20 protein-coding genes and 1 tRNA gene are annotated in these 26,602 nt (G+C 39.6%); 13 read left to right on the forward strand and 8 right to left on the reverse strand.

Annotation, left to right across the window (positions count from 1 at the left end; all coding sequences use genetic code 11):
• Window positions 1-272: 272 nt before the first annotated feature.
• Both DDZ16_RS03885 and DDZ16_RS03890 read right to left on the reverse strand, forming a co-directional pair.
• On the reverse strand, window positions 273-917 hold the full coding sequence (locus DDZ16_RS03885; protein WP_109263116.1) for a hypothetical protein: 645 nt from the start codon (window positions 915-917) through the stop codon (window positions 273-275).
• A gap of 1,412 nt (window positions 918-2,329) precedes the next feature.
• Window positions 2,330-3,391, reverse strand: coding sequence for a DUF2027 domain-containing protein (locus tag DDZ16_RS03890; RefSeq protein WP_109263117.1), 1,062 nt, complete (start codon window positions 3,389-3,391; stop codon window positions 2,330-2,332).
• A gap of 396 nt (window positions 3,392-3,787) precedes the next feature.
• On the opposite strand from DDZ16_RS03890, the gene DDZ16_RS03895 reads away from it, so the two are divergent.
• Window positions 3,788-4,996, forward strand: a complete 1,209-nt coding sequence (locus DDZ16_RS03895) for an S-adenosylmethionine:tRNA ribosyltransferase-isomerase (protein ID WP_109263118.1) — start codon at window positions 3,788-3,790, stop codon at window positions 4,994-4,996.
• Here the strand turns inward: DDZ16_RS03895 and DDZ16_RS03900 are convergent.
• Window positions 4,982-5,191, reverse strand: coding sequence for a (2Fe-2S)-binding protein (locus DDZ16_RS03900; RefSeq protein ID WP_109263119.1), 210 nt, complete (start codon window positions 5,189-5,191; stop codon window positions 4,982-4,984). The genes DDZ16_RS03895 and DDZ16_RS03900 overlap by 15 nt on opposite strands.
• A 152-nt stretch (window positions 5,192-5,343) precedes the next feature.
• Here DDZ16_RS03900 and DDZ16_RS03905 point away from each other — a divergent pair, with 152 nt between their 5' ends.
• The 10 genes from DDZ16_RS03905 (at window position 5,344) to DDZ16_RS03950 (ending at window position 15,167) form a co-directional block, all read left to right on the forward strand.
• Complete coding sequence (locus tag DDZ16_RS03905; RefSeq protein WP_109263120.1) at window positions 5,344-5,682, forward strand: hypothetical protein; 339 nt, start codon at window positions 5,344-5,346, stop codon at window positions 5,680-5,682.
• Between the two features lie 135 nt (window positions 5,683-5,817).
• The gene (locus DDZ16_RS03910; protein ID WP_262511933.1) at window positions 5,818-6,120 is read left to right on the forward strand and encodes a TrkA C-terminal domain-containing protein; all 303 of its coding nucleotides are present in this window, start codon (window positions 5,818-5,820) and stop codon (window positions 6,118-6,120) included.
• A gap of 281 nt (window positions 6,121-6,401) precedes the next feature.
• Complete coding sequence (locus DDZ16_RS03915) at window positions 6,402-7,397, forward strand: AAA family ATPase (protein WP_109263122.1); 996 nt, start codon at window positions 6,402-6,404, stop codon at window positions 7,395-7,397.
• 86 nt (window positions 7,398-7,483) lie between these two features.
• The gene (locus DDZ16_RS03920; RefSeq protein WP_109263123.1) at window positions 7,484-8,353 is read left to right on the forward strand and encodes a DUF58 domain-containing protein; all 870 of its coding nucleotides are present in this window, start codon (window positions 7,484-7,486) and stop codon (window positions 8,351-8,353) included.
• 1 nt (window position 8,354) lies between these two features.
• Window positions 8,355-9,386 (forward strand): hypothetical protein, encoded by a 1,032-nt coding sequence (locus DDZ16_RS03925; RefSeq protein ID WP_232526546.1) that lies wholly within the window; start codon window positions 8,355-8,357, stop codon window positions 9,384-9,386.
• 120 nt (window positions 9,387-9,506) lie between these two features.
• Window positions 9,507-10,496 carry a vWA domain-containing protein gene (locus DDZ16_RS03930; RefSeq protein ID WP_109263124.1) on the forward strand — a complete coding sequence of 330 codons (990 nt, stop codon included), beginning with the start codon at window positions 9,507-9,509 and terminating at the stop codon, window positions 10,494-10,496.
• A gap of 140 nt (window positions 10,497-10,636) precedes the next feature.
• Window positions 10,637-11,686, forward strand: a complete 1,050-nt coding sequence (locus DDZ16_RS03935; RefSeq protein WP_109263125.1) for a vWA domain-containing protein — start codon at window positions 10,637-10,639, stop codon at window positions 11,684-11,686.
• A 56-nt stretch (window positions 11,687-11,742) separates the two neighbouring features.
• A complete protein-coding gene (locus DDZ16_RS03940) occupies window positions 11,743-12,465 on the forward strand; it encodes a tetratricopeptide repeat protein (protein WP_109263126.1) in 723 nt (240 codons plus the stop codon).
• Between the two features lie 33 nt (window positions 12,466-12,498).
• Window positions 12,499-14,328: a BatD family protein gene (locus DDZ16_RS03945; RefSeq protein WP_109263127.1), complete on the forward strand. Its 1,830-nt coding sequence runs from the start codon at window positions 12,499-12,501 to the stop codon at window positions 14,326-14,328.
• An 86-nt stretch (window positions 14,329-14,414) separates the two neighbouring features.
• Window positions 14,415-15,167 (forward strand): tetratricopeptide repeat protein, encoded by a 753-nt coding sequence (locus tag DDZ16_RS03950; RefSeq protein WP_109263128.1) that lies wholly within the window; start codon window positions 14,415-14,417, stop codon window positions 15,165-15,167.
• A gap of 440 nt (window positions 15,168-15,607) precedes the next feature.
• On the opposite strand, the gene DDZ16_RS03955 is transcribed toward DDZ16_RS03950, so the two are convergent.
• Together DDZ16_RS03955 and DDZ16_RS03960 are read right to left on the reverse strand one after the other, a co-directional pair.
• Window positions 15,608-17,722 (reverse strand): M3 family metallopeptidase, encoded by a 2,115-nt coding sequence (locus DDZ16_RS03955; protein ID WP_109263129.1) that lies wholly within the window; start codon window positions 17,720-17,722, stop codon window positions 15,608-15,610.
• 802 nt (window positions 17,723-18,524) lie between these two features.
• A tRNA-Leu gene (locus tag DDZ16_RS03960) sits at window positions 18,525-18,611 on the reverse strand.
• 190 nt (window positions 18,612-18,801) lie between these two features.
• On the opposite strand from DDZ16_RS03960, the gene DDZ16_RS03965 reads away from it, so the two are divergent.
• Window positions 18,802-20,622, forward strand: coding sequence for an alpha-L-fucosidase (locus tag DDZ16_RS03965; RefSeq protein ID WP_109263130.1), 1,821 nt, complete (start codon window positions 18,802-18,804; stop codon window positions 20,620-20,622).
• A gap of 135 nt (window positions 20,623-20,757) precedes the next feature.
• On the opposite strand, the gene DDZ16_RS03970 is transcribed toward DDZ16_RS03965, so the two are convergent.
• Window positions 20,758-21,960 carry a glycosyltransferase gene (locus DDZ16_RS03970; RefSeq protein WP_109263131.1) on the reverse strand — a complete coding sequence of 401 codons (1,203 nt, stop codon included), beginning with the start codon at window positions 21,958-21,960 and terminating at the stop codon, window positions 20,758-20,760.
• A 591-nt stretch (window positions 21,961-22,551) separates the two neighbouring features.
• Between DDZ16_RS03970 and DDZ16_RS03975 the strand changes: the two genes are divergently transcribed.
• Window positions 22,552-23,907 (forward strand): IS110 family RNA-guided transposase, encoded by a 1,356-nt coding sequence (locus tag DDZ16_RS03975; protein ID WP_109263132.1) that lies wholly within the window; start codon window positions 22,552-22,554, stop codon window positions 23,905-23,907.
• A 280-nt stretch (window positions 23,908-24,187) separates the two neighbouring features.
• On the opposite strand, the gene DDZ16_RS03980 is transcribed toward DDZ16_RS03975, so the two are convergent.
• Together DDZ16_RS03980 and DDZ16_RS03985 are read right to left on the reverse strand one after the other, a co-directional pair.
• Window positions 24,188-25,336, reverse strand: coding sequence for a PepSY-associated TM helix domain-containing protein (locus tag DDZ16_RS03980; RefSeq protein ID WP_109263133.1), 1,149 nt, complete (start codon window positions 25,334-25,336; stop codon window positions 24,188-24,190).
• Window positions 25,337-25,343: 7 nt separating this feature from the next.
• Window positions 25,344-26,573 (reverse strand): DUF4374 domain-containing protein, encoded by a 1,230-nt coding sequence (locus DDZ16_RS03985; protein WP_109263134.1) that lies wholly within the window; start codon window positions 26,571-26,573, stop codon window positions 25,344-25,346.
• Window positions 26,574-26,602 lie beyond the last annotated feature (29 nt).

A 26,602-nucleotide genomic window follows, 5' to 3' on the forward strand; every position in this document is an offset into this window, starting at 1 on the left:
AACCAGAGCCTGATTGATCACAGTACAATTTTTATCAGCAAGGGTTTTAAAAAATAAACCTATTTAGAAATCATCTAAATTTCCTCATCGTTTTTACGGGGCAAATCAGCTTTTAGTTTCAAAATGCCCTTTAAATAAAGGTTTTTGAAAAAAAGAAAGCTTATACACGATAAACATTTCTTTAACTTCGCCATAGCCTAATTCAATTTCATCAACTTTCTAAATGCGTTCACCAATATCCAATAAGCACATCAAAATTTCTTAATAACCTTTTAGTTTAACAATTTCTCCAAAAGTTGCGGTTGCTCCTCAAGAGCCAGTCGGGCAATTTTCAAATAATCACTCAACCAATCCTGAAGAAGCAAAAGTTGTTTACGCTTTTTTTGTGTCATTTCTTTTGACAGTGTTTTAGCATGTTCAAACCGTGTATTTAACTCTTCAAGTTTCTCAAGATCAATAAGAATATTCTTCAAATCAAGCTTTTTTACTCCATAATTGGACAAAACCTCCATCCACTTTTCTTCTGCTAAAAGGTTTTTGCAAAACATATAAACCTGTCGATACCAATCATCAAATTGCTTTTCCCTGGGACCTTCTAAGCCAAGTGTGCTTTTCACCAAATCTTCATGATCAAAAACAATTCTGCCAATTTTTACAATCCGCATGTATCGTTTTTGAATTTCCTTATACAGTTCATTCTTTTCTTTATTAAGCTGCTTACGTCTGCTTTGAGCGGCTTCCTGTTCCTGGTCAATCTGGCGAAGAAGTTCCAGCAACTCACGCCCACGCTCCATTTCTTTAAGGCCATAACCAAAAGAGGACAATGAAGAGACCAAGCTTTGATCGGAAAGACTCTGACCTAAAACATTATCTACTTTACTTACAAAGTTTTCAAAAGGTAACTTTGAATAATGCATAACTAACTTAAAATTATTATAGCTCTAATAATTTTTCAATATCTGAATAATATTTTTATAAATCAAATTATTTATAAAGTTTTCTGCAATAAATTAGCAAACAATATTTGTTTTTAGAAAAAATAATTTCTTAGTAGATCAATATTTTTTATAAAAGATACCTTGAAAAAGATTCTACCTTGTAAATCATTAGGTTAAAAAAATATTCCAAAGAAATTAAATGAGAAGCAAAACTTAAAAAAACACAACTCCCACTTAAAACACTGACAAACAATCTACTAAAACCAGTGAGCGTATTCACGACAGGAAAACATCAACTTAAAACACTGGTTAACAAGCAAAAACACCCTAGTGTCAAGTCAAGCATAGTCTGACGGCCCAAGCCTTGCTCTTTCGACCTAGTGCTTCTCAAAAAAAGACTCACGTAGCTACGGCTATGCTTACTTTTTTGTTGTTTTGCACAAGGTGAAAAATAGCGGCGGCTTACCCGACCTTCTACTCTTGACTTGGCACTAGGCATCTCATTACATTCACGTTAACCCACAGAATTAATTATCAAAAAAACCAAACACCACATCACACTCTGCAATAACCTGTATTTAAGAAACTTAAGCAACTTAAAAGCGGAGTATTTATAGTTATATAAGGACATGGGTCGCACCTTACAGGGACCTGATTCGGCCTTTCTTCGACCTCTGTTCGACTCCTTATAAGCCGAAGAAAGTTCGAAGAAGACTCGAAGAAGACTCGAAGAAAGTTCGAAGATGCATCGAATGAAACCCCAGGAAACCAATATTACAGTCGAAGAGGATTGCTTTAAATTAGGGGGCACTGAAAAATGCCTGGTGCATAATTTATAAAATTGAAATTACAGCTTGCTTAAACGATAAGTGCAAAGTAGAGAATGTTTTCCTTGCCCTCACCTAGAAGTTGATCGCGGCAGGCAAAATCATTTTCCCACCCCCGGTAGACTACCAGCATAAACCGGTATTAATAATTATATAAGAACGGCGGATCAGTATCCGCCGCATAGAATAATCCAAGAAGTAATATTTCATCAATCAGCTAACAAGACTCAGAAACTGTTTAAATTTTGTTTTTGGAGGACATTTTTGAATAATTGAGTTCTTGGACAAGTCAAAATTGACACCAATAGCAAAGCTATTTAGAGCCTGTCTATAAACTAAGCAAAATTTGGTTCTGGTCATGTGTTTGTCAAGAAAGTGCCAGTAACAAGGCTTGCGAAGCCCGGAAATACGCAGTTTACTTGAGTAAATGAGTAATTTTCGGGCAAGCGTAACGCAGTAAATGGTACTTTATGGACAAACACTATTTAAGGAAATTTTGACAAAGTATAAAAGCTCAAGACCAGAAAACATCCCAAAGGATAAAACTTAAACAGTTTCTCAAACTTAAATGATAACCATTGTAGCCCCATAGCCATATTCCCGAAAAGAAGCATCCTGGAAGTTGTGTTTTTTGTAACGAGTATTAAGCAGTCTTCTTACCTCATGCTTCAGGGTTCCATTACCAATACCATGTATAAAAACAATCTTTTGTCCCTTATTCTTTTCATTCTCCCGAATAACTTCATGAAAACGATCAACTTGCAATTTTAGCATATCCGCATTTGATAGTCCCCTGGTATCATCCAGAAGTTCATGAATATGAAGATCAACCTCAATTATATCTGTGCGTTTTTTCCGGACCGGTTGTTCATTTTTTATTTTAAACTCACCTTTCTCTTTTAATGCTTTGCTGGTTTCCTTTTTTGAAAGGTTTTCCATCTGCCGCTCCAGTTCATTTTTTATCAAAGGCATCATAACGGCTTTTTCATAGAAGAAATCATTCTCTTTAAACCCTTTCTCCTTAAAAAACTTTTCAGCTCGTATTTTCATCGTCTGATTGAGAGGATCGAATAATTGATAGGGCTTATCTCTTTTATAGAGAATCAACTGAACCATCCATTTGGAATCTAACTTTGAAGCAGGAAAACCTCCGAGGTATTCTTTTGTATTTGCAGGGATTCTACCATTAAAAACTTCTCTGGCAAGGCCATCCTCACCCATTTCGGCAAACAAAAACAAGCAGTGATAATTACTATCATTAACCAAATGAAGATCAACAGTCTGCACATCATCTTTTATACCCGCATCAAGAAAAGCCAGATAAATCCTTGGATTGTTATCGTCATGCTGAGGCTCTTCTTCCACAAATTCATCATCTTCAATAGTAACGGACTTTTCCTCTTCAACCTTATTAACAATAAGAGGAGAGCGAACAGGAACAGGCTCTTCCTGCGAAGGCTCTTCGAGGCGCTCAACGACTACAACTTCTGCAGATGGCATAGGAACTTCGAAACCTATTTCATCCTCCACATATATTATTTTTCCTTCGATTCTGGTAACATGGCCCCCACCAACATCATTTAAAAACTTGACTTTATCTCCTAGTCTAATATCCTGATTCTTCATAAATGAAAACTTTTTTCTTTCCGGATCTTTAAAAACATCAATTACTCTTCCTCAATACTCCGTTAGGCTTTTGTAAAAAGCTATAAATCAAATTTTTTGAATTATACCCATCATTATTTTTAAGCTCTGGTTATCGGCACCATATGGTTCGGCTTAAATCTAATGTCTAAAAATCTAACGATCTATTGCTTCCTGCAAAGGTAAAAAATATAAAGAGACATTTCAGATTTTGAATTTAACGGAAAGATAAGGTTCATAATACAATCAAATACCCCCATTGCATTTAGCAAAATCCTCCCCAGAAGTGAACCTCAATATTCTTTATTTTTTGATTAAATTTGCATCTGTAATAATTATCTGCAACGCCCCTGTTTTGAGGGCATATTTATTAAAAATATGGATATTTCAATCGAACAATATAACTATAGCCTACCCGATGAACGTATTGCCAAATACCCTCTGAAAAGAAGAGACCACTCAAGATTGCTGTTTTATAAAAACAATCGAATAACAGACAAACAATTCTACAATTTACCTGATTTGCTACCCTCTACGGCAATGATGATATTCAACAACACTAAAGTAATCAGGGCAAGACTGCCATTTCACAAGCATACCGGGGCCAGAGTTGAAATCTTCTGTCTTGAACCGGCTTCACCAACCGATGTAGCATTGGCTTTCGGGCAAACAGAGGAAGTTACCTGGAATTGCATGGTGGGAAATAATAAAAAATGGAAAGTAGGAACTCTTGAAAAAGAATTGCAAATTAACAGCAAAACCATTGTTTTAAAAGCATCCAAAGAGCAAAAAACTTCAGATGGATTTATTATAAGATTTTCATGGAACAATTCCGACTTCACGTTTTCGGAGCTTATGGAGGAGATAGGGAAAACACCAATTCCCCCATACCTGGAAAGAGAATCTGAAGAAATTGACACCGAGAGATATCAGACAGTATACTCTAAAGCACAAGGATCGGTAGCTGCACCAACAGCAGGACTTCACTTCACCCCCGAAATACTGGAAAACCTCAAAAGCGATGGCATAAAACTTGAAAATTTAACACTGCATGTTGGGGCAGGAACATTTCGTCCCGTAAAAAGTGAAACAATCGCAGATCACGAAATGCATACCGAACACTTCAGAATTTCATTAAACACCTTAAAATCTCTCAGAAGTCACAGGGGGCCAAAAATATCTGTTGGAACCACCTCCCTGCGCACCCTTGAATCATTGTACTGGGCTGGTGCATTAGCGGCTAAAAGTAAACCATTTCATCACATTGAACAATGGACCCCCTATAATAATAAAGATGTAAAACTTAGTTTCCGCGAAGCTATTGATTATTTGATTTCAGCGATTTCAAGCGAGAACAAGAACTATTATGAGGGTTCAACAGCCATAATAATTGTTCCAGGTTATCAAATCAGAGCTGTAGATGGATTACTCACCAATTTCCATCAACCAAAAAGCACTCTACTACTTCTGGTTGCTGCTTTGGTTGGTGAAAAATGGAAAGAAATCTACAAACACGCGCTTGAAAATGATTATCGGTTCCTCAGCTATGGCGATTCATCCCTTCTTTGGGCTTCAACCTCCATCTGATTCCTGTTTTTTCAATTCTACTTCCAGAATAGCCTCAATATCTGCGGCGCATGAACCGCAGATAGTGGCAGCATCTGTTTCATCCTGCACCTCTTCAAATGTAGTAAGATTCTTCTCTCTGATGGTTCGTACAATTTCATCTTTTGTTAGTTGCATGTGACGACAAACAATATCATTACCTTCAAAATCACTCATAGTTTAATATTTTAAGTTGGTTAACTATAAACATCAAATCGAATATGTGGTTCAATTGAACTCGTAATGTATATCTGGAAACACTTTACCTCTCCAAAATTGTAATTTTAACCCGATTTTTCTATATTTTATGATGAATAAAATCATTTATTATGGGCTCTTTAATTAGTTTCCTTATAATATTTACATTGTCGGTTTTAATTACCAAAATTGCATCGCAGGCTCTCATTCACACAGGGTTGTCTAAAGAAGTTGCACAATTTCAGGCACGATCGGCCTTTACCGGTGTTGGTTTCACCACAGGCGAGGCTGAAAATATCGTCAATCATCCCGTTAGGCGGAAAATAGTAATGTCTTTAATGTTGATAGGAAATGTAGGAATTATCTCTGCCATGGCTTCCCTTATCCTGACATTCGTAAATAACAATCTGGAAAGTCAGGAAAATATATTGAGATTAGCAATTATTTTGGGAGGACTATCCATTCTTTAATTTCTGGCCAAAAGCCAATGGGTTGAAAAAAGAATCGCCAGGATAATTGATTCTGCGTTAAAAAAATTCACCAATCTGGATATTAAAGATTACGTTGAACTCCTCAATCTAAACGGGGAATATGAAATTACGGTTATCAACACCCGCAGCTCTTCATGGATGAATGATAAAAAACTAAAGGATTGTAATTTGAGAGAAGAAGGAATTAACATTATTGGAATAAGACGTAATTCCGGAAATTATATCGGAACTCCTCATGGAGAAACAAAAATAACAGAAGGAGACGAGCTTATTCTCTACGGCCGTAAAAAGTCCCTTCATAATCTGGAACAGAGAAAACAAGATAGTTCCGGACAATATGAACATGAAAAGGCCAAAGAAGAGCAAAGCAAGGAAAGGTCTATTCAAGACAAGAAGGACGAGCAGTCTCAGACCTGATTTTCTGTTCACTTTAATTTTTTCATGGCCACTTCCGATCCCTGCAAACCTGAATCTAATATAGTTCGACATTGATCTCCATGAAATTTCCACCCAGTTAACATTCTAGATCTCAACTTACAAAACCAAACCAGGTGATAATAGTGCATTTTCCTCCCTATTCACCGCATGATTGGAACAATTTTTGATAATTTAGTGGCGGTTATAAAAAAATCATTCTTCACTGCTGTTTTGGCAGTTTATAAAAAATAAAATCAAAAAATATAAAACACATTAGCCACATGGATCAAACTGTTGATATCAAAGAGCTAAATGAGCGCATTAAGCAGGAAAGCTCATTTGTGGATCTTCTTACAATTGAAATGAACAAGGTCATTGTTGGCCAGAAACATTTGGTTGAAAGCCTTCTTATCGGACTTCTGTCTGATGGCCACATCTTGCTGGAGGGAGTCCCAGGGCTTGCAAAGACGCTTGCAATCACCACCCTCTCAAAGGCAGTAACTGCAGATTTCAGCCGAATTCAGTTTACCCCGGACTTACTTCCGGCCGACCTTTTGGGTACGATGATTTACAGTCAGAAAAACGAAGAGTTTGTAGTAAAAAAAGGGCCAATTTTCACCAATTTTGTCCTGGCCGATGAGATCAACCGGGCACCGGCCAAAGTTCAGAGTGCGCTATTAGAGTCCATGCAGGAACGCCAGGTCACCATTGGGGATCATACATATACTCTGCCTAAACCATTTTTGGTAATGGCCACACAAAACCCAATTGAACAAGAAGGAACCTATCCGCTGCCGGAAGCACAGGTGGACCGTTTCATGCTTAAAGTGGTCATTGACTATCCTCAAAAAGCAGAAGAGCAGATGATTATTCGCCACAATCTGGCTCAAAAATTCCCTGAAGCAAGCAGCATTATTAAGCCGGAAGACATCATAAGAGCACGGGAAGTAGTCAAAGATGTTTATATGGACGAAAAAATTGAAAAATACATCATCGACATCGTTTTTGCCACCAGGTTTCCCGATCAGTATAATCTTGATAAGTTTAAAGACATGATCAACTATGGGGGATCTCCACGTGCCAGTATCAGTCTGTCAATGGCAGCCAAGGCTTTTGCATTTATTAAGCGCAGGGGGTATGTAATACCGGAAGATGTGCGTGCTGTTTGTCATGATGTTCTGCGCCACCGCATTGGTCTCTCTTACGAAGCTGAAGCCAACAACATTACTTCCGAGGAAATTATCAGTGAAATACTCAACACAGTTGAAGTACCTTAAATAATGAGCAATTATCAATGAATAATGATCAATTTGATAGCTTTGATAATTGATTACTGAAAACTGGTAATTGAAAACTGACAACCATGGTGGAAGCAACTGATATAATAAAGCGCGTTCGTCAAATAGAAATTAAAACCCGCGGATTGTCCAGCAATATATTTGCCGGAGAATACCATTCTGCCTTCAAAGGTCGGGGCATGACTTTTAGCGAGGTACGAGAGTATCAATATGGCGACGACATTAGAAATATAGATTGGAATGTTACCGCCCGCTTTAACCATCCTTACGTCAAGGTTTTCGAGGAAGAGCGGGAGCTAACGGTGATGTTGATGATTGACGTATCAGGTTCACGCGAATTTGGTACAACCTGGCGTTTTAAAAAGAACGTTATCACAGAGATGGCAGCTGTTTTGGCTTTTTCTGCCATACAGAATAATGATAAAATAGGGGTGGTCTTTTTCTCCGACAGGATTGAAAAATTCATACCACCCAAGAAAGGACGCAAGCACATATTGCACATTATTCGTGAACTTATCAGCTTCACCCCTGAGCATAGAGAAACCAATATTTCTGAAGCTTTACGATATCTCACCAACGCCATTAAGAAACGCTGTACTGCATTTGTGATATCTGATTTCATTGACGAAGGCTTTGAAGATGCTTTAAAAATTGCTAATCAAAAACACGATGTAGTAGCTTTGAGGGTTTTCGATCCGCGTGAAGCTGAAATGCCAAACATAGGCTTCATAAAACTTAGAGATGCTGAAACGGGAGAAAATTATTGGGCCAACACCGCCAACAAAAAAACCCGTGAAGCCTATAAAAAATGGTGGCACGAAAATCAGGAAAACCTCAGGACTGCTTTTTCCAAAAGTGGTGTAGATAATGTGGCAGTACCAACGAACGAAGACTATGTTAGAGCACTCATTTCTCTTTTCAAAAAACGAGCATAAAATGGGGAAAAAGATATCAATCCAAAAAACATCCGTTTTCTTAATTTTTCTGGGGATGATGTGGATTGGAAATCCTGTACTAACCAAGGGCCAGGATTTCTCTGTCTCGGCAACCCCAGACTCCACGCTGATGGTGATTGGCGGTCAAATGAACCTGACTCTTGAAGTAGCCCAACCGCCAAATATTAATATAGTATTCCCCCAGTTTACCGACACCATTACCAAAAACATCGAAATAGTCGATACCAAAGGGCCGGACACTACTCAAATTGACCAAAACCGCATATTGATAAAGAAGGTCTTCCGGATTACATCTTTCGATAGCGGGTTGCACTATATTCCGCCCATGGAATTTGAATTGGCCTCGGCAGAGTTGGCCGGCAAAAAGAAAACCAGATCCATCGGTTTGATGGTTGCCAATCCCTTTGAGAATGTGGATCCGCAAAAAGGCATAACCGACATTAAAGCGCCACGGGAAACCCCATTTATTCTTGCAGAGTTATTAAGATTTTTACCCTGGATTCTTGGGGGATTAGTCATAGCTCTTCTCATTGCAGCCGGAATATGGTTTTACATCAAACGGAAAAATCCGCTTAAAGGGCTGATTAAAGAAAAGCCTAAAGATCCGCCTCATGTTGTAGCTCTTAGGGAGCTTGATCATATCAAAAGTGAAAAGCTGTGGCAAAAAGGGCAGGTCAAAGAATTTTATTCCGAATTGACAGATGTACTCAGAGAATATCTCGAAGAACGATACAATATACCGGCTCCTGAGCAAATCACTTCCGAGATTATGCAATCCCTGAAAACAGTGGATCTGCCGGATGAAAAGGTAAAAGATAAAATTCAGCAGGTACTTGAACTTGCTGATCTGGTAAAATTTGCAAAAATGGACCCTCTTCCTGACGAAAATGATCTGTCACTCATGAATTCTTATTTCTTCGTAAATCAAACCAAGTATGAAGAACAGAAATCAACTGAGCAACAAGCAAAAGAACTAAAGGAAAGAGAGGAAAATCAGCCTGTTGAACAATAGCAATGCTGGTTCAGATCCCCTTGCATAAGAAAAGGTTCTCAGATATATTGGAGTCGTTCAGGAATGCCATCTTTTCAAAAAGATATTGCTGGTTAGAAGACCTTAAAAGGAAAAACAAACATGAACTATACATTTCTGCATCCGCATTTTTTTTACTTTCTACTGCTTCTGTTGCCAATGATAGGCTGGTACATATGGAAACAGAAGGAGTTGAATGCATCCCTTCAAATTTCAACACTTAAAGGGTTCAGTCGGATAAAAAAATCCAGAAAAACCTATTTAAGGCACGTTCCCTTCGGACTAAGATGCCTGACCATTATATTTTTAATCATTGCTTTAGCCAGGCCACAATCAACAGACAGTCACCGTGATGTTACCACGGAAGGCATTGACATAATGGTTTCTCTGGATATTTCGGGAAGTATGCAGGCAATGGATTTTAAGCCCAATCGGTTGGAAGCTGCCAAAGATGTAGCTACTGAATTTATAGCAGGAAGACCAAATGACAAAATGGGCCTTGTAGTTTTTGCAGCCGAAAGCTTCACGCAATGTCCGCTGACTATTGATCATGCGGTGTTAACCAATCTAATTCAGGATGTACAAATTGGCATGCTGCAGGATGGTACTGCCATTGGACTGGGCCTGTCGACCGCTGTAAGCCGCATAAAGGAAAGTGATGCAAAAAGTAAAGTCATCATACTACTTACAGATGGCGTAAATAACCGTGGTGAAATTCATCCACTTACGGCTGCTGAAATAGCAAAAAGCTTTGGAGTCAGGGTTTACACAATTGGAGTGGGAAGTCATGGAACTGCCCCCTATCCCGTCAATACTGTATTTGGACAACAGGTACAGGACATGGAGGTTAAGATTGATGAAAACATGCTCCAGGAAATTGCCGACATCACCGGAGGTGAGTATTTCAGGGCAACCGACAAAAGCAAGCTTCGTCAGATTTATGAAGAGATTGACCAGATGGAAAAGACCAAAATTGAAGTAAAAGAGTACAGTAAGAGATCGGAAGAATTCCTGCCTTTTGCAATATTGGCATTGGCTTTCTTGCTGGCTGAAGTATTGTTAAGAAATACTGTTTTAAGAAATCTTCCATAACGCCGTTCTGACTTTGGAGTTTTGGATTCCGGGTTGTTAACTTTTAGAGGCTCAGGGCCATGCATCTTTGCCAAATTTCCGGCATATGTGAAATAAATAAACAACCGATTTTTAAGTTTAGCTAAATAAAAAACAACAATATGTTTCGATTTGGACATCCTGAATATTTATACCTACTGGTAATTATACCGGTTTTGGCATTTTTGCAATTGTATTTTCAGATTCAGCGCAAAAAGAAACTGCAAAAATTCGGAAACACTGAATTACTAAGCCATTTGATGCCTGATGTTTCATTCATAAGACCGGCAGTTAAGTTTTACCTGCTCTTACTGGCCATTGCTTCCATCATCGTCACATTGGCATCACCTCAGTTTGGCACAAAGCTTGAAACTGTAAAAAGAAAAGGAATAGAGTTAATTATAGCGCTGGATGTATCAAACAGTATGAACGCCACTGATGTTGAACCCAGTCGTCTGGACAGGGCCAAACTAGCCATTGAAAGATTAACGGGCAAACTAATCAATGACCGCATAGGACTCATTGTTTTTGCAGGTGAAGCGTACGTTCAATTACCAATCACAACCGATTATGCCTCGGCTCGGCTATTCCTGTCAAGCATAAATACCGATGTTGTACCCACTCAGGGAACTGCCATTGGTTCTGCCATCAGACTGGCTTCAAATTCTTTCAGCCAGCAGGAAGATATCAACCGTGCAATCGTTGTAATTACCGATGGTGAAAATCACGAAAACGATGCGATTGAAGCTGCAGAAACCGCCATGGAAGAAGGCATCCAGGTTTATACCGTAGGAATGGGAAGTCCGGATGGAGCTCCAATTCCGGTGGGTGCTAATAACAGAAGTAATTTCATGAAAGACAGGCAGGGAAATGTGATTATAACAAAGATGAATACCAACCTGCTTAAAGAAATTGCTCAGGCCGGAAATGGAGAATACATTGCAGCCAACAACATTCGACGAGGCATTAATAATCTGATCGACGAACTTGGAGAACTGGAAAAAGCAGAAATTGAATCCAAAGTTTATTCCGATTACGACGACCAGTTTCAATACATTGCAGCGCTTGCATTGCTTATTCTAATCATCGAGTTTATAATTTTAGAGCGTAAGAACAAACTGCTCAAAAAAATAGACCTTTTCACAGCAGAAGAGAAGCATAAAGAAGAATAACTATTAATCTATCAGAGATTATTTTTTTGAAGGAAGGACCAATAAACCGTTTTGCCATGCAACTAAAATATATCATCTTAGTGTTTTTAATGATTTTGGGCTTTACCGTCACCATTTCAGCCCAAAGCGAAAGACGATTTATACGAGAGGGGAACGATTATTTCGAAAACGAAAAGTACGTTGAATCGGAAGTAGAATTCCGAAAAGCCCTTGAGAAAACACCGGAAAGTTTTGAAGGACGCTTCAATCTGGGTGATGCCTTATTTAAGCAGGAAAAGGTAGATGAAGCCATTGAGCAATTTCAGGCTTTATCCAACAGCACAAAAGACAATAAACAGCTTTCGGATATCTACCACAATATCGGGAATGGCTTTTTCGCTAAAAAAGAACTGGAAAAGAGCATCGAGGCATACAAAGAAGCTTTACGAAATGATCCTACAGACGATGAAACCAGATACAATCTGATTGTTGCCCAAAAGATGCTGGAAAACCAGAAACAAAACCAGGAACAAAACAAGGATAAAAACAAGGACCAGGAGCAAGAACAGGAGAAAAAAGAAAAAGAACAACAAAAGCAAAACCAGCAACAACAGCAACAGAACCAACAGCAGCAAGAACAGCAGCAGCAACAACAAAGACATCAACAGCAGGAACAAGGCATATCCAAAGAAAATGCGGAAAGAATTCTGCAGTCTCTGGATCAGGATGAAAAAAAGTTGCAGGAAAAACTGAGGAAAGCCAAACAACAGCAGCAAAGACAGATTGAGAAAAACTGGTAATCCGACAAATAAACAAAGACCAAATAACGAAAGATGAAGTCTTACTTAATATACTTATTTGCAATTCTTATTTTCCCTGTTACAACAGGAGCACAGGATGTTGAATTTAAAGCCACCGGCCCAAATTCAGTTGTTCAGGGCGATCGCTTTCAATTGGTGTATAGCGTCAATCAGGAAGGCCAGGATTTAAGGGTACCGGATTTAAAGGATTTTCAAATCCTTATGGGTCCCACAACATCTCAGCGCTCCCAGATGCAAATTATAAATGGCAAAGTGAGCAGGGAGCAGGAATACTCCTATACCTATATTTTAAAAGCCAACTCAACGGGCTCTTATACAATACCCCCGGCTACCATTACTGTTGATGGAGAAAAATATAAGTCCAACAGTATTACCATAGAAGTAATAAAAGCCACTCAGCAACAAGAAAGACAATCTTCTGCCCCTTCCTCAAATAGCAACGGAGCGGTAGATGAGGATGAGCTTTTTATTACCATGAGGGCCAATAAGACCAGTGTTTATCAGGATCAGCCGGTACTTCTTACCACAAGAATTTATACCCGGGTAAACCTGGAGGGTATTTCGGATATTCAACATCCAACTTTTCGTAATTTCATTGCAGAAGACCTGTCAGGAACCGAAAACATTGAATGGTCTTTAGAAAATGTTAATGGTAAAACCTACAGAGTAGGCACTTATAACCAAAAGATTTTATTTCCCCAGAGCAATGGAAAACTAAAAATTGAGCCCACATCTATTGAATTTTTGGTTAGAATAAGGCAGACCAGACAATCGAATAACATCTTTGACAACTTTTTTGATACGCACAGAACCATCCGCAAAACAGTCACGTCTGATGGAGTGACCATCAATGTAAAACCACTTCCTTCTCCCCGCCCTGCTGATTTCTCCGGTTTTGTGGGAAAACTCACCATGGATGTTTCAGCTTCAAAAAAGAATGTTAATGTAAATGACGGAATTACCTTGAAAACGGTAATCTCCGGGACCGGTAACCTAAAAGTTGCAGGTGAACCAACAATGAATATTCCTCCCGATTTTGATGTTTTTGACCCCAATACTTCAAGTAACCTTAGCGCAACTTCCTCAGGTCAAAAGGGGAGCAAAACTTACGAACAACTTATAATCCCCAGACATTCGGGCACATTCACCATCCCACCTATAGAATACGTATATTTCGATCCCTCAATGGGACAATACAAAACCTTAAAAAGCCAGCCCATTACAATTGAAGTTGAGCAAAATGGTGAAGAAGTTGCTACCAGTGAATCAACAACAACGGGGCCTGCAGTAAGGAACAGGGAAAGTGTCCAGTTTGTAGGAAAAGACATCAGATATATTAAAACAGGTGAAGCAAAGCTTAAGCCCGCAAACTCCTTCTTTTTCGGATCCTGGAAATTTGCACTCGGCTATATCATTCCATTTTTATTGTTTATTATTATCTCAGTAATATATCGAAAGAAAATTAAGGAAAACGCCAACATTCAACTGAAAAAGACCAAACAGGCTAACAAAGTAGCAAGAAAGCGCCTTAAGAAAGCGGCCCACCATCTCAAGGCAGGTAACAACGAAGCATTCTACGAAGAGTTATCAAAAGGTCTTTGGGGTTACATTAGCGACAAACTTGTAATTCCTTTTTCAGATCTTAATCGTGACAATGTTCGTCAGGAACTCGAATCGAATGGAGCTCAAACAGAAAACACTGAAAAACTGCTTGAGATTATTGACACCTGCGAGTATGCAAGATATGCCCCTGCCGGGGAAGAAAGTAAACGGGAAGAGCTTTATCAATCCGCTATTGGCGTTATTAGCAAATTGGAAAGCAATCTAAAGAAAGCAAAATAAAGACCCTGATTATTATACTGTTTATATATTTTCAAAGATAAAAACAGGTGTTACTTTTCAGGAATTTATCTAATAAAATAAGAAATATGAAGACCAGAATATATTTTCTCATATTGTTATTCGCTATGGCATTTAACGGATTTTCTCAAGACAACCGTTTCATCCAGGGTAATGAACTCTATACTGAAGGAAAATATGAAGAAGCCATAGAGATGTACGAAGGCGTTTTACAATCAGGTCTCGAAAGTTCAGGGTTGTATTACAATCTTGGGAATTCATATTACAAATCAGGGCAGCTTCCGGAAGCCATCCTAAATTATGAGCGAGCGCTCTTATTAGCTCCCCAGAATGAAGATATCAGATACAATCTGGAGTTGGCATACAGTCAAACTGCTGATGAAATAGACCAGGTCGGTACTTTTTTCCTTACCAAATGGTTTCAAAACATCCGCAGTCTTAATGACTCTGATGGATGGGCCTTTTACTCAATTATAGCCTTTGTGATCTTTTTAATAGGCCTTGGTTTGTATTTGTTTGGCCGCAATGTTGCCCTCAAAAAAGCCGCGTTTGCCTTTGCAGTCATCTTTTTGATGGTTTCAGGGGCTACCCTCAGCTTTTCTTCACATCAAAAAACTAAGCTGGTGGAGAGAAGTCATGCCATCATTTTCACCCCAACTGTGAATATTAAGAGTTCTCCCGATCAAAGCGGTACAGATCTGTTTGTGCTGCATGAAGGCACAAAATTAGAACTGATCTCAAAATTGGGAGAATGGTGGAATGTCCGTCTTCAGGATGGCAGTGAAGGCTGGATCCATGAGTCGGATGTGAAAGTGATTTAGGGTTTAGTGATTAGTTGACAGTGTGATAGCACGGAAATTTTTCCATATTGCTTAACGGGAAAGGCCTTGAGTTTTGAGACAAATCAAAGAAATACAGGTCCTTATCCACAAAAAGTGCTGATGGGAATAAAAGCAATTATAATGTTTCAACTAATATCGCAAAGAACACATATACTTAGAGTCTGTCCATAATGTACCACTTGCTGCGTTATGCTTGCCGCCAAAATACTCATCTCGAAGCCTCGGGATTGCAACTGGCAAGTTCTGACCAGACACATGACTTTTAACAAACTTTCCCGACTTTATAGACGAGCACTACTTAGCGCCCGCAAGAAAACCTCTTTCTTATCAAAGCCTACTTATTAAAGGTCACAAAAAAGGGCTGAAATGGTTCAACCACCATCTCAGCCCTTTTTTGTATTCTCAGTGAGAACAGGCTCTTATTCAAACCCCAACTTCTCAAGCAAAGGATCAATAGAAGGTTCCTGTCCACGGAACTTTTTGTACTGTACCATTCCTTCTCCTTCGCCAACTTCCTCAAGACAGTGCTTACGGAATTTGGCAGCAAGCTCTTTATTGAAAAGGTCCCCGGACTCTTTAAATGCATTGAAAGCATCGGAATCAAGAACCTCAGCCCACTTGTACACATAATATCCGGCTGAATACCCTCCGCTGAAGATGTGTGCAAAATAAGTAGAGCGGTAACGAGGGAGGATTTCAGGAATCAGACCAATTTCATTCATAGAAGCATCTTCAAAAGCATTCACATCTTCAACCTTATCGTCAGTTGTCAATGTGTGCCAGTCCATATCCAAAAGTGAAGCTGCCAGGTACTCAACATTGGCAAATCCCTGATTAAACAGACTGCTGTTTTGAATTTTCTCAATCAAATCGTCAGGAAGCACCTCTCCTGTCTCATAGTGCTTGGCATATTGACGAAGTACTTCCGGTTCTCCACACCAATTTTCCATGATTTGTGAAGGAAGTTCAACAAAGTCGCGGGGAACATTTCCGGCAGTACGGTCATATTTTCCTTCAGTAAACAGACCGTGCAAGCCATGTCCGAATTCATGAAAAAGGGTGTTTACTTCATCCCAGGTCAATAAAGAAGGGGTATCTCCAGTTGGCTTAGTGAAGTTGCAAACAATCGAAACAAGGGGATCAACAACTTCATTGTTCTCATGATCATAGCCGGCATCGCGGAAACCAGTACACCATGCTCCTACTCTTTTGCTCTTGCGTGGAAAATAATCAAGGTAAAGCAAACCAATATGCGAACCATCAGCTTCTTTAACTTCAAAGACCTCAACATCCTCATGATAAACAGGGATATTGTTTACTGGCTCAAAAGTAATATCGTATAATTGATTAGCCACCCAAAACATACCATCCCGCACATTCTCGAGTTGAAAATAAGGCTTTAACTGCGATTCATCCAAATCATACTTCTGTTTCCTAAGCTTTTCTGAATAATACCACCAATCCCAGGGAGCAAGGTCAAAGTTGCCTCCCTCGGCATCAATTATGGCCTGCATTTCGGCACGCTCTTGCTTAGAACGGTCAAGGGCCGGTTCCCACAATTTCAGAATGAAATCATAAACAGCCTCAGGCTCCTTAGCCATATTCACATCAATCACATAGTCTGCATGGTTTTCAAAACCAAGAAGTTTGGCACGTTCTGCACGCAATGCAACAATTTTCTTAATAATATCCTTATTATCATACTCATCGTTGCGATCACCGCGCATAAAGTATCCACTGTAAAGTTTTTCTCTCAACTCACGTTTTTTTCCATAAGTCAGGAAAGGAATCCAGCTGGGTTTTTGAGGTGTAAACATCCATTTCCCTTTGTAACCTGCAGCTTCAGCAGTTTCTGCCGCCGCATCTCTCACTCCCTTTGGAAGTCCGGCAAGATCAGCCTCATCTTCAATCACCAACTCAAAATTCTCATTGGTTTCGGCCAGCAGGTTTTCGCCGAATTCCAATGTCTGAGATGACAATTTGGTGTTTATTTCTTTCAAACGCTCCTGATCTTCAGAATTAAGGTTCGCCCCGTTTCTTACAAAATCCTTGTAATATTTGGTGGTCACACGCTTTTGAGAGTCATTCAGACCAGCTTCGTCCATGTTTTCATAGACGGCTTTCACACGTCCGAAAAGATCCATATTCATCATTATTGCATCACTGTGCTGCGAATACATAGGAGATACTTCACGTGCTATTGACTGAATACTATCATTGGTATCAGCAGAACGCAAAGGATAGAAAACACTGGTAACTTTATCCAATAAAGCGCCGGATTGATCCAGGGCCAGAATGGTGTTTTCAAAATCAGGAGCCTCTGAACTTGATACGATTGCCTCAATTTCAGCTTTCTGTTGCTTCATACCCTCCTTAAAAGCAGGCATGTAATGCGATTCTTTAATTTTGTCGAATGGAGGCACCTGATGTGGTGTTTCGTACTCCGTAAAGAAGGGGTTCTCCTCCTCCTTTGGCCCGGACTGACAGGCTGCAAACATAAAAACAGCCACAGGCAGTAAAAACAATTTTCTCATAAATGATCATTTAATTGCCAAACCAGCAGAAAAGCCGGTTTTAGCAGGGTTATTTTTACAGTTTTTGTTGAACAACTTTCAAAAATAGATATTTAAAACTTTATCAACAATGACTTTTTGCAATAACCAAAACAAGCAAAAGGCAACCTGTTTTCGTTATTCCGGAGTTAAATAGGGGTTGCCAAAAAGTCAAAAATATATGCGTTTTTCAGCGCTCAATAAATAAATATAGATCGTTAGATTTTTAGATACCTGCCTGACGGCAGTCAGGTTAGATGTAAGATAATTCGTATCATGCTGACTTTCGGCACATCAATACAAAAGAAAGTGTTCTTACAATCAATTAATACCGAATCTATTGTAAAATTTTAACGGAGTATTGAATAAGATAACTCAAAAAAAACGTCCTCATGCAGTGATAATCTGGCCGAAGGTTCCGGAAAGTTATCGCATCAGACTTTAAATTTAAACCATTCCTGAAGACAGCAGAATTGAAGGTGGTATTTGGAGTGTAAAAGTAATCAATAGTATTCTCTTTTATTTGCTCGGGCTTCCGATGAACAGGTACAGGCTGCGCCGGCCTTTACTTTTTTTGTTCATGATTTTGCATACTTAAATAAGTAATCACGATTTCCGCTTCGCTCCAATTCTTCAGCAAAAAAAAGGAAATAAAAAATGCCATCGCTTATAGAATTTCAAAACGAGATCGTCTTGATGCGAAATGCAAGCCCAGAAAAACACTCTACTTCTGAAACGTTACAAAAAAGAAGCCCCTTCAATATCAATGTATTGAAGAGGCTTCTGGTGCCCAGTAAAGGACTCGAACCTTCACGTCCATAAGGACACTAGTCCCTGAAACTAGCGCGTCTACCAATTCCGCCAACTGGGCATTACCTTCGTTTGCTTCTGTTTCGTTCAACAGCGGTGCAAATATAGAAACTTATATTTTTCTGACAACACCACAACCGAACTTTTTTCCTCTACAAGAATGGTTATTATTACCGCATGTTCGAAATTACTTAATTATATTTGTGTAATATTTAATTTAAGTCTAAATTCTTATTGAAATTTTTACAATAATGAAGCACTGCAATATTAACTCCCTTAAAGGTCTTTGGATAATAGTTTTTAGTCTTATTATCATCCCCCTTCACGCCCAAGAGCATACCAATAACCGCGCTAAGTGGTTCACAGATGCCCGTTTTGGCATGTTTATTCACTGGGGTATATACAGCGGGGCCGAAGGAGTCTGGAAGGGGGAGCAGATTCGTCATGACAACGATTATGCAGAATGGATATTTTACCGTAACAGCATTGAAAAAGAAGAGTATTTAAGTTTACTCGACCGCATTAATTGGAATGAGGTGAATCCGGAGGAATGGGTCATTCTGGCCAAAAAAGCAGGCATGAAATACATTACCCTTACTGCCAAGCATCATGACGGATTTGCATTGTGGGACAGCAAAGTATCAGATTATGACATTGCTGATCAAACCAAAGACAAAAGGGACATAGTAGCCGAACTGGCGTCAGCCTGTCGAAAACACGGAATAAAGCTCGGCCTGTATTACTCTCATTGGGTGGACTGGGCACATCCCTATGGCTGGAATCACAGCAGGGAGATTTACCCTTTAACCGATGAGCAATACGATGAATACTGGCAGCAAAAGGTAATCCCCCAAATGCGTGAATTACTCACTAATTATGGGAAAATTGATTTGATTTGGTTCGATATGTGGATCCATCATTCCGAATCAATCATCACAAAAGACCAACTCGTGCAATTAAAAAGTCTGATTCGCGAATTACAACCACAATGCCTGGTTAATTCCAGACTCGGATTATCCATTGAAGAGGACAGCGATGTCGATTTCCGCACATTGGGAGACAACCAACTGGGTGAGGATAAGCTTGAATACCCTTGGCAATCTCCTGGTACCGTAGCCCATTCATGGGGCTATCATCGCAATGAATCCCAATGGAAATCAACCACCTCTCTTCTCAAAGCATTAATCGGAAACGTAAGTTTGAATGGAAATTACATGCTCAATATCGGCCCCAGGGCCAATGGAGATGTTCCGTATGAAATATCTCAACGCCTGTTGGACATAGGGCAATGGTTGAAAATTAATGGGGAAGCCATCTACGGAAGCGGTGCTTTTGATTTACCCAAAGATCAGCACGACTGGGGACATATGACTTACAGAGTGACGGATAACCACACACACCGTTTGTTTTTGCATGTTTACAACTGGCCGCTATCCAATCGTCTGCCGGTAACGGGAATTAATACAGAACCTAAAAAAGTTTATCTGCTAAGTGACAAACAAAAAGCTCCTCTCCCATTCAGCCACAACCAGGTTTTCACCGAGATCATGTTACCTCATCTTCATCCCGATAACTTAGCTTCGGTAGTGGTCATGGAATTTGACAGCAAACCCGACATCACATCAGATTTAGTGGCCGAAAACACTGATGGCGGGTTCTCTTTAACTCCCGGGAATACCATCTCTGAAGAAGGGGATTTCAAAAAAACTTCCAAACAAAAATATGGTACCATCCCATCTCATTTAGAAATATCCGGAACTTATAAAACTCTGTGGAAAGTGTTTATCGATAAACCCGGAAAATACTCACTGGATGTATCATACAGTTATCAGGCTAACGAATCAGGAGGAGCTATCTGCATTAAGGCAGGTAAGAATGTGATAAAGCAAACTTTTTCTCCAACCGGACTTACGGTGGGTGAACCCAATGAAAACTGGCACATTGAAAAGTTTATGTCGCCTGAAACAGGCACCGTTAAGTTTACCGAACCGGGTATTTATGAAATTTCAGTGAGAATAGAATCCGACAATGAACCGATTCATTTTCAGTATATATGGATGGAAAAGCAGTGAATCGTAAAAAACCGGATTTAGAAACTCAATTACGGTTATCGCCGGTCAATTGAATATTTGAGGTAGGTTACAAAGACTTTTTAATTTTTTAAATAAAATGAACTCCGTGGTGTCAGGATAAATCAAAAGGGTAACTTATTTCAGCAGTTTTACAATAGATTGAGCGGCTTTTTGCGCGCCGCCAACCGGAATATCCGGACATTCAACCTTCCTGCCAATTGTGCTCAATATTTTACCGGCTAATAATTCGGGGGTGGTTCCGGAAAGCATTAATTTAACACCTGCGCCACGCTGAGAAAGAATTCTGGAAACATTAGCCTGTTCGCAATGTCCTTCCAAAGGAAAATATATAAATGGTTTTCGCAGGGCGGTTAATTCAAAAGTTGAAGTAGCTCCACCCTGAACTATTGCCAGATCGCAAGCTGCAAAATGTTCATATAGCCCGGGCACATAACCTTTAATCTCCACATCATCGGGTAAATCCATCGATTCCTCTAATAATCTGGGCCCGGTTACAAATACAGCGCGTAGATTGGGTATTTCCTGTTTGACAATAGTTACAGCCCTGCCACATAATTCAAGCAATTCCTTGCCAATGGCTGTACCTCCAATCGAACAGATAAGCAATGGTTCGTCCCCATAGCCAAGCTTCTTCCTGATTAGGTACTTGTCACGATACTGAGAGACATCAAAGGGGAAAATATACCCCACAAATGTGTAAAAAGCTTTGGCATATTCCCTTCGGTTGGGCAACATAAAACCAAACTTTTTATCAGGTATATCCTCCAATTCCCCTACAAACACCCCCAAGTCATATGAAGGCTTTTGTTCTGTGCCATATTCATGCGACCAAACACGATTCCAATAGTAAACTCCGAATTGTTCGAAAGGATTTTTTGTCATTGCATCAAGCCCTACAAAGTCAAATATCATTACAAAAGGGAACTTTTTCTTTTCGGGGTGTTTCCGCAAAGCCAGACTGATCTCATAGGTCTCGTCTCCAATGACAAGGTCATAACTTTTCGTAGAAATAAGATCGAAAAAAAAGTCAATATTCTTTTTCCATTCGCCCCTCGACTTAAGTAAATAGCTCAACAAATTTAATTTTGACCCTTGAGCTACCTTTTCTGCTGATACATTTTCGTTGGCATAATTCTCTACTCCGGGAACCAGTTTTTCGCCTGCCTCCTTCAATAATGTGGTCGCGGGATCGGCTGCGAGCCACTCTATTTCGACTTCAGGCAGAAGTTTTCTCAACTGATTGGCAATGGCAATGTCTCTTGTAATATGTCCCAACCCAAGAGACCCGCTGATGTACAAAACATTTAATGGTCTCATAATGAAAGGTGTTTTTACTTAAGTTACACTTATACAATAACGACAGTTAAAAATTGAGACTCACCCCTCCTCCCTCTTATAAACAACAGAATACCAAAAAAATAACAGATGTTTTTTCAACAATAAATACTTCTGTTAGCCTGCTTTATTTATAAATTATCGTTAGGAGATGTTCAAATATCAAGAAATACAATCAACCGCAGATAAAATGGATGTAGGAAATAATGAAACGAGCAAGCTTGCGAGTTCAATACGACCATAAAAAATAAAAATAGTCGTATTAATTATTTTCAAATCCATTTTATTGAGGACGGTTGTATTTTGCAGATAGTTGGACATCGGAATAGATTATTTGTGAATAATGCAGTCCTCCCAAAAGCGAGGCTTTTTCCTTTTAGGTAAATACATTAAGTTTGAGGTGCCGTGCAGTAGAGGCCGTTTCTAACACTGTTATTTAAATAACCATATGCAGTTTGGCTCTGGTTGTCGGTGATCCTTTAATTGATTGTGAGAAATCGTAAGGTAGACCACCCTAATTTAAATTAGTCAACCGGGCACGGCATAATTTTCCTCAAACCTAATTTTTCAATTATGGGTAAAAGTACAAAAAAGACAAGAAGTAAAAAGCAAAATTTGAACGAGTTTAACATCGTTAACCCAAATGCCGCAGGTATTGATGTTTCAAGCAAAGATTATGTAGTAAGCGTTCCGGCAGATCGGGACAAAAAGCACATAAGAACATTTGGTGCATTTACCTGTGATTTGAAAATTATAGCCAATTGGCTTATTGAATGTGGGATAGACACAGTTGCAATGGAAAGTACCGGGGTGTATTGGAAGCAACTATTTGTAGTATTGCAAGAGCATGGTATTGAAGTCTTTTTGGTCAATTCCAGACATGTAAAGAATGTTACAGGCAAGAAGACAGATGAAGAGGATGCACATTGGATTATGCGATTGCATACCTGTGGTCTTTTAGTAAATAGTTTTCAGCCGGAAGAGGAAGTGCGAACACTAAGAGAAATTTTGCGGCAGCGGAAAAGTATAAATGATAATAAAAGCATTGCCGTAAACAAAATGGTCAAAGCTCTTAATAGCATGAATATTAAACTTAACATGGTTCTTAGTGATTTAACATCAGTCAGTGGACAAAAGATTATCAGTGCTATTAATTCCGGAGAGCGTTGTCCTGATGAGTTGATAAAATTAGTGCATTATAAAGTAAAAACTCCCAGAGAGGATATTTTAAAAGCATTGGAAGGTGTTTGGCGGGAAGAGTGCCTTTTTGAGTTAAAACTGGCTCAGGAGTATTATCAATTCCTTCAAAAACAAATGTCAGAATGTGACGAAAAAATAGAAGAGCAGCTGCTTCTAATTGCCGCCAAATATAATGATGGCGATATCTCTGAACTTAAAAAAAAGGCAGCAAAAAAACATACCCGAAAGAATGATTTCAGCTTTAGTGTCAGGCCATACTTAAAAGGAATACTTGGCATTGATGTTTGTGAAATATATGGTTTTAGTGATGAAACATCTTTGACTTTATTTGCAGAAACAGGAAGCAATCTTGATAGTTTTTCAACAGCAAACAGGTTTGCTTCTTGGGTGGGGCTTGCTCCAAATAATAAAATATCGGGAGGTAAAGTGATAAGTAGTCATCTACCGCGTAAAAAACATGCTATAAAAAGAGTCCTTATCCAGTCAGCAAATAGTCTTTACCGCAGTGATAATGCCTTGGGGGATTGTTATCGAAGGTTGAAGTCCAGAATCGGAGCAAAAGCAGCAAAATGTGCTATGGCCAGAAAATTAGCGATTATATATTACCATATGGTTACCAAAAAAGAGGCTTTTAATGTTGAGTTATTTGAGCAACATCAAGCCTCCTTTAAGGAAAAACGAATTAAATTTCTTGAAAAGCAACTATCTGAAATGAAGAAAGTTGCTTAGTTATGTATAAGGTAGGTTAAAACATTTTGACTATAATTTTCCTTCAGAGACTTTAATTTACTTTAATTTTGGCTTTAAATCAAGGGATAAAAGAGGCGTTGTATAAGCAAAAGGGAAATTAAAACCTGATCGATAAATAAAACCCAACCTCATCTCCCCCTAAAAAATTGAATAAAAAAAGATTTGTTTTTTCCGGCAGTCTTTTACTCGTGGAAAACAAGCACTTGAACAATTGCCAAATAACATTTAAAAAGCGAACCAAACTATAGTCCATAAAAAATCAGGAATACTTCCTTTTTAACCGGAACCTTTTCAGCCACACAACAAATCCCGTCACAGGTAATCCGGCCGCCATTAAAGCACCAATGAATACGATAATTTTGCCCCATATTCCAAGCACTGCCCCGGTGTGGATGTCGTAATTCATGCTGACAACTTTTTCTCCGTTATTCAGTTCTTCAAAGGATTTTTTACTCAATCGCGTGCCAGTTGATGTGTCATAGGTCTCGAGGGCAGAATCATAATATACCTCCCCTCTGTTCTTCACATAGGCAGCCACAGTGTTATCTTTTTTATTCAACTGGTAAATAAAAATATTGTAAGCATCAGGATGGTAACTTCGGGCATTCTGGTAAATAGTTTCGTAAACCTGAGTCATCTGATCGCCGGAAACTGCTGCAATTTTTTCAGCAGTGGCGGGTGGCTGGGTGCTGAGGTTAGCCACCATGTAGACCAGCGCCATAAACCACTTAAATGACCAGACCATTCCGGTGAGCGCCAGCAACAAAACAACCGGAAAACTGTAAATGCCGGTCACCACGTGCCAGTCACGGAAAATGACCATTGAAACGCCTCGCCATCTTATGGTGAATTGCCGTTTACTGAATTTATTCCGCCGGGGCCACCACCAAATGACACCGGAGATGAGGCACAAAACAAACAGCACTACCGTCCAGCCTACAATTGGCTGACCGATATCTGTGCGCAGCCAGAAACTCCAGTGAAACATTTTTACCAATTGAAAAAATTCATATTTGTGGTTAATTTTTTTCTGAATCTCACCATTGAATGGATTTGCATAAACCACGAAATCGTACTCGCACCAGGAAAAATAACTTACTTTTTCCGGATTATATTTATAAGCTTTAAAGCGCCAGGCACGATCCGGCTCCTTATAAGCATTCACATAATTCAATGGGTACTCACTTCCCAGGTCAGCCTGGACGATAGTCATCAGTGAATCCAGTGGCAACCTGCTCCCAGCAGGTTCTGCAACATGCATATCCTCCTCATACACGGCTTTGTATATCTCATCTTTGAAAGTATACATAGCCCCTGATATGCTAATCAAAAAGACCAATAGCCCGGTTCCAAGCCCGAGCCATTGGTGTATCTTTTTTATGGTCGCTTTAAATCTTGAACGCGCCATGCTTAACTTAATTTAAGTTGTAGATTCCTTTGGCTTCCAGACCTTCAATAACTGCGCCTTTTTGAGCAGTGGCAGTTTCAGGATCAATTTCATAAACATGCGCATCGGTTGGTGTGCTGATACTCATGTACACTTTACCATTCTCAACCAGTGCAGGAGTGGCGTACTGGGCGCCATGAAGCGGCACATCAGATATCCCGGTTACAGTCGCGGCATTCAAATCAACTATTACCAATTTGCAAATGGGATTGTTGGGTGAAAATGCGCCCCACAGTGCCGAGTCGTCCGTTACGATGCGGGCAATAGCTTTACCATTTCCAACATAAGAGAAATGGACAATTTTACCCCCATTGGTAGCCTCTTCAATATTTAGAAAATAATCAGGGTCAAACTCAGTAGTCCCGCTTTTTATCCTTAAAATACCTGATGGTCGCGTTTGTTTAGTGAACCCCGCAGCCAGGGAGGAGGATGAAAAGGTATACAGGTCACCGTTATCTGTTTCAAGCAATCCGGTAGCATTTCCGTAAACGCCTACCGGGCTGGTGCGGTTGTCGTAAATCGCTTTCTGAAACTCCATCTCCGGGTAGGAGAAAATGGCTACCTGTGCAGAATCTACGCTGGGGGTGGTGAAATCGCCAGAAGGTGAAAGCGGATAGAATGACACAAAAAGCCTGTCATCTCTTACCACCATTCCGGTAGGCCATTTCACCAGGGTGTCTCCCTCTGGTTTGTAAATATCAGTTTCCACTTTGCGTTTTACCGATACGTTATCCACATCAATAACATGTAGGACCCGTTTGCTGTCTCCTGAACGCGGCACTTCCATCGCGAGCAGTGTATTTTCGTCCGCTGGAGCCATACAGTCAAGTGTTTTCTCAAAAACAAAACGACCGTACTCCTCCAATTCGCCCTGAGCATTCAGCCTGTAACCGATACAGTTATTGTCATCATAATACCCAATGCTGAAAACCGATTGGTCCACCTGTGCAAAATACCGCCAACCAGTCTGCTCAACACCCTGACCTTCAGAAGTTATAATACCATTCTCCAGGTTTGCGGTCTGAACAAGATAATCTGCTGCTTCATCATTTGACCCTAAAACCTGAAGAGCAACGACATAAGGCTTATCTTCGGTGGTTGTATCCGAGATTGAATCTTCCTCAGTACAGGAAGTTAATACTCCAGCCGTCAATACAAACAAAACGGTGTAAAAAAATAAATTAAACTGATTCCTCATGATTTATTAATTTAATTGATTATTAACTA

Origin of the sequence: Marinilabilia rubra (assembly GCF_003121985.1) — a bacterium.
GTDB lineage: Bacteria > Bacteroidota > Bacteroidia > Bacteroidales > Marinilabiliaceae > Marinilabilia > Marinilabilia rubra.

What these genes read in the sequence shown, in the direction of transcription:
- DDZ16_RS03885 (WP_109263116.1), bottom strand. Translation starts at nt 917, where the DNA reads ATGCATTATTCAAAGTTACCTTTTGAAAACTTTGTAAGTAAAGTAGAT.
- DDZ16_RS03890 (WP_109263117.1), bottom strand. Translation starts at nt 3,391, where the DNA reads ATGAAGAATCAGGATATTAGACTAGGAGATAAAGTCAAGTTTTTAAAT.
- DDZ16_RS03895 (WP_109263118.1), top strand. Translation starts at nt 3,788, where the DNA reads ATGGATATTTCAATCGAACAATATAACTATAGCCTACCCGATGAACGT.
- DDZ16_RS03900 (WP_109263119.1), bottom strand. Translation starts at nt 5,191, where the DNA reads ATGAGTGATTTTGAAGGTAATGATATTGTTTGTCGTCACATGCAACTA.
- DDZ16_RS03905 (WP_109263120.1), top strand. Translation starts at nt 5,344, where the DNA reads ATGGGCTCTTTAATTAGTTTCCTTATAATATTTACATTGTCGGTTTTA.
- DDZ16_RS03915 (WP_109263122.1), top strand. Translation starts at nt 6,402, where the DNA reads ATGGATCAAACTGTTGATATCAAAGAGCTAAATGAGCGCATTAAGCAG.
- DDZ16_RS03920 (WP_109263123.1), top strand. Translation starts at nt 7,484, where the DNA reads ATGGTGGAAGCAACTGATATAATAAAGCGCGTTCGTCAAATAGAAATT.
- DDZ16_RS03925 (WP_232526546.1), top strand. Translation starts at nt 8,355, where the DNA reads ATGGGGAAAAAGATATCAATCCAAAAAACATCCGTTTTCTTAATTTTT.
- DDZ16_RS03930 (WP_109263124.1), top strand. Translation starts at nt 9,507, where the DNA reads ATGAACTATACATTTCTGCATCCGCATTTTTTTTACTTTCTACTGCTT.
- DDZ16_RS03935 (WP_109263125.1), top strand. Translation starts at nt 10,637, where the DNA reads ATGTTTCGATTTGGACATCCTGAATATTTATACCTACTGGTAATTATA.
- DDZ16_RS03940 (WP_109263126.1), top strand. Translation starts at nt 11,743, where the DNA reads ATGCAACTAAAATATATCATCTTAGTGTTTTTAATGATTTTGGGCTTT.
- DDZ16_RS03945 (WP_109263127.1), top strand. Translation starts at nt 12,499, where the DNA reads ATGAAGTCTTACTTAATATACTTATTTGCAATTCTTATTTTCCCTGTT.
- DDZ16_RS03950 (WP_109263128.1), top strand. Translation starts at nt 14,415, where the DNA reads ATGAAGACCAGAATATATTTTCTCATATTGTTATTCGCTATGGCATTT.
- DDZ16_RS03955 (WP_109263129.1), bottom strand. Translation starts at nt 17,722, where the DNA reads ATGAGAAAATTGTTTTTACTGCCTGTGGCTGTTTTTATGTTTGCAGCC.
- DDZ16_RS03965 (WP_109263130.1), top strand. Translation starts at nt 18,802, where the DNA reads ATGAAGCACTGCAATATTAACTCCCTTAAAGGTCTTTGGATAATAGTT.
- DDZ16_RS03970 (WP_109263131.1), bottom strand. Translation starts at nt 21,960, where the DNA reads ATGAGACCATTAAATGTTTTGTACATCAGCGGGTCTCTTGGGTTGGGA.
- DDZ16_RS03975 (WP_109263132.1), top strand. Translation starts at nt 22,552, where the DNA reads ATGGGTAAAAGTACAAAAAAGACAAGAAGTAAAAAGCAAAATTTGAAC.
- DDZ16_RS03980 (WP_109263133.1), bottom strand. Translation starts at nt 25,336, where the DNA reads ATGGCGCGTTCAAGATTTAAAGCGACCATAAAAAAGATACACCAATGG.
- DDZ16_RS03985 (WP_109263134.1), bottom strand. Translation starts at nt 26,573, where the DNA reads ATGAGGAATCAGTTTAATTTATTTTTTTACACCGTTTTGTTTGTATTG.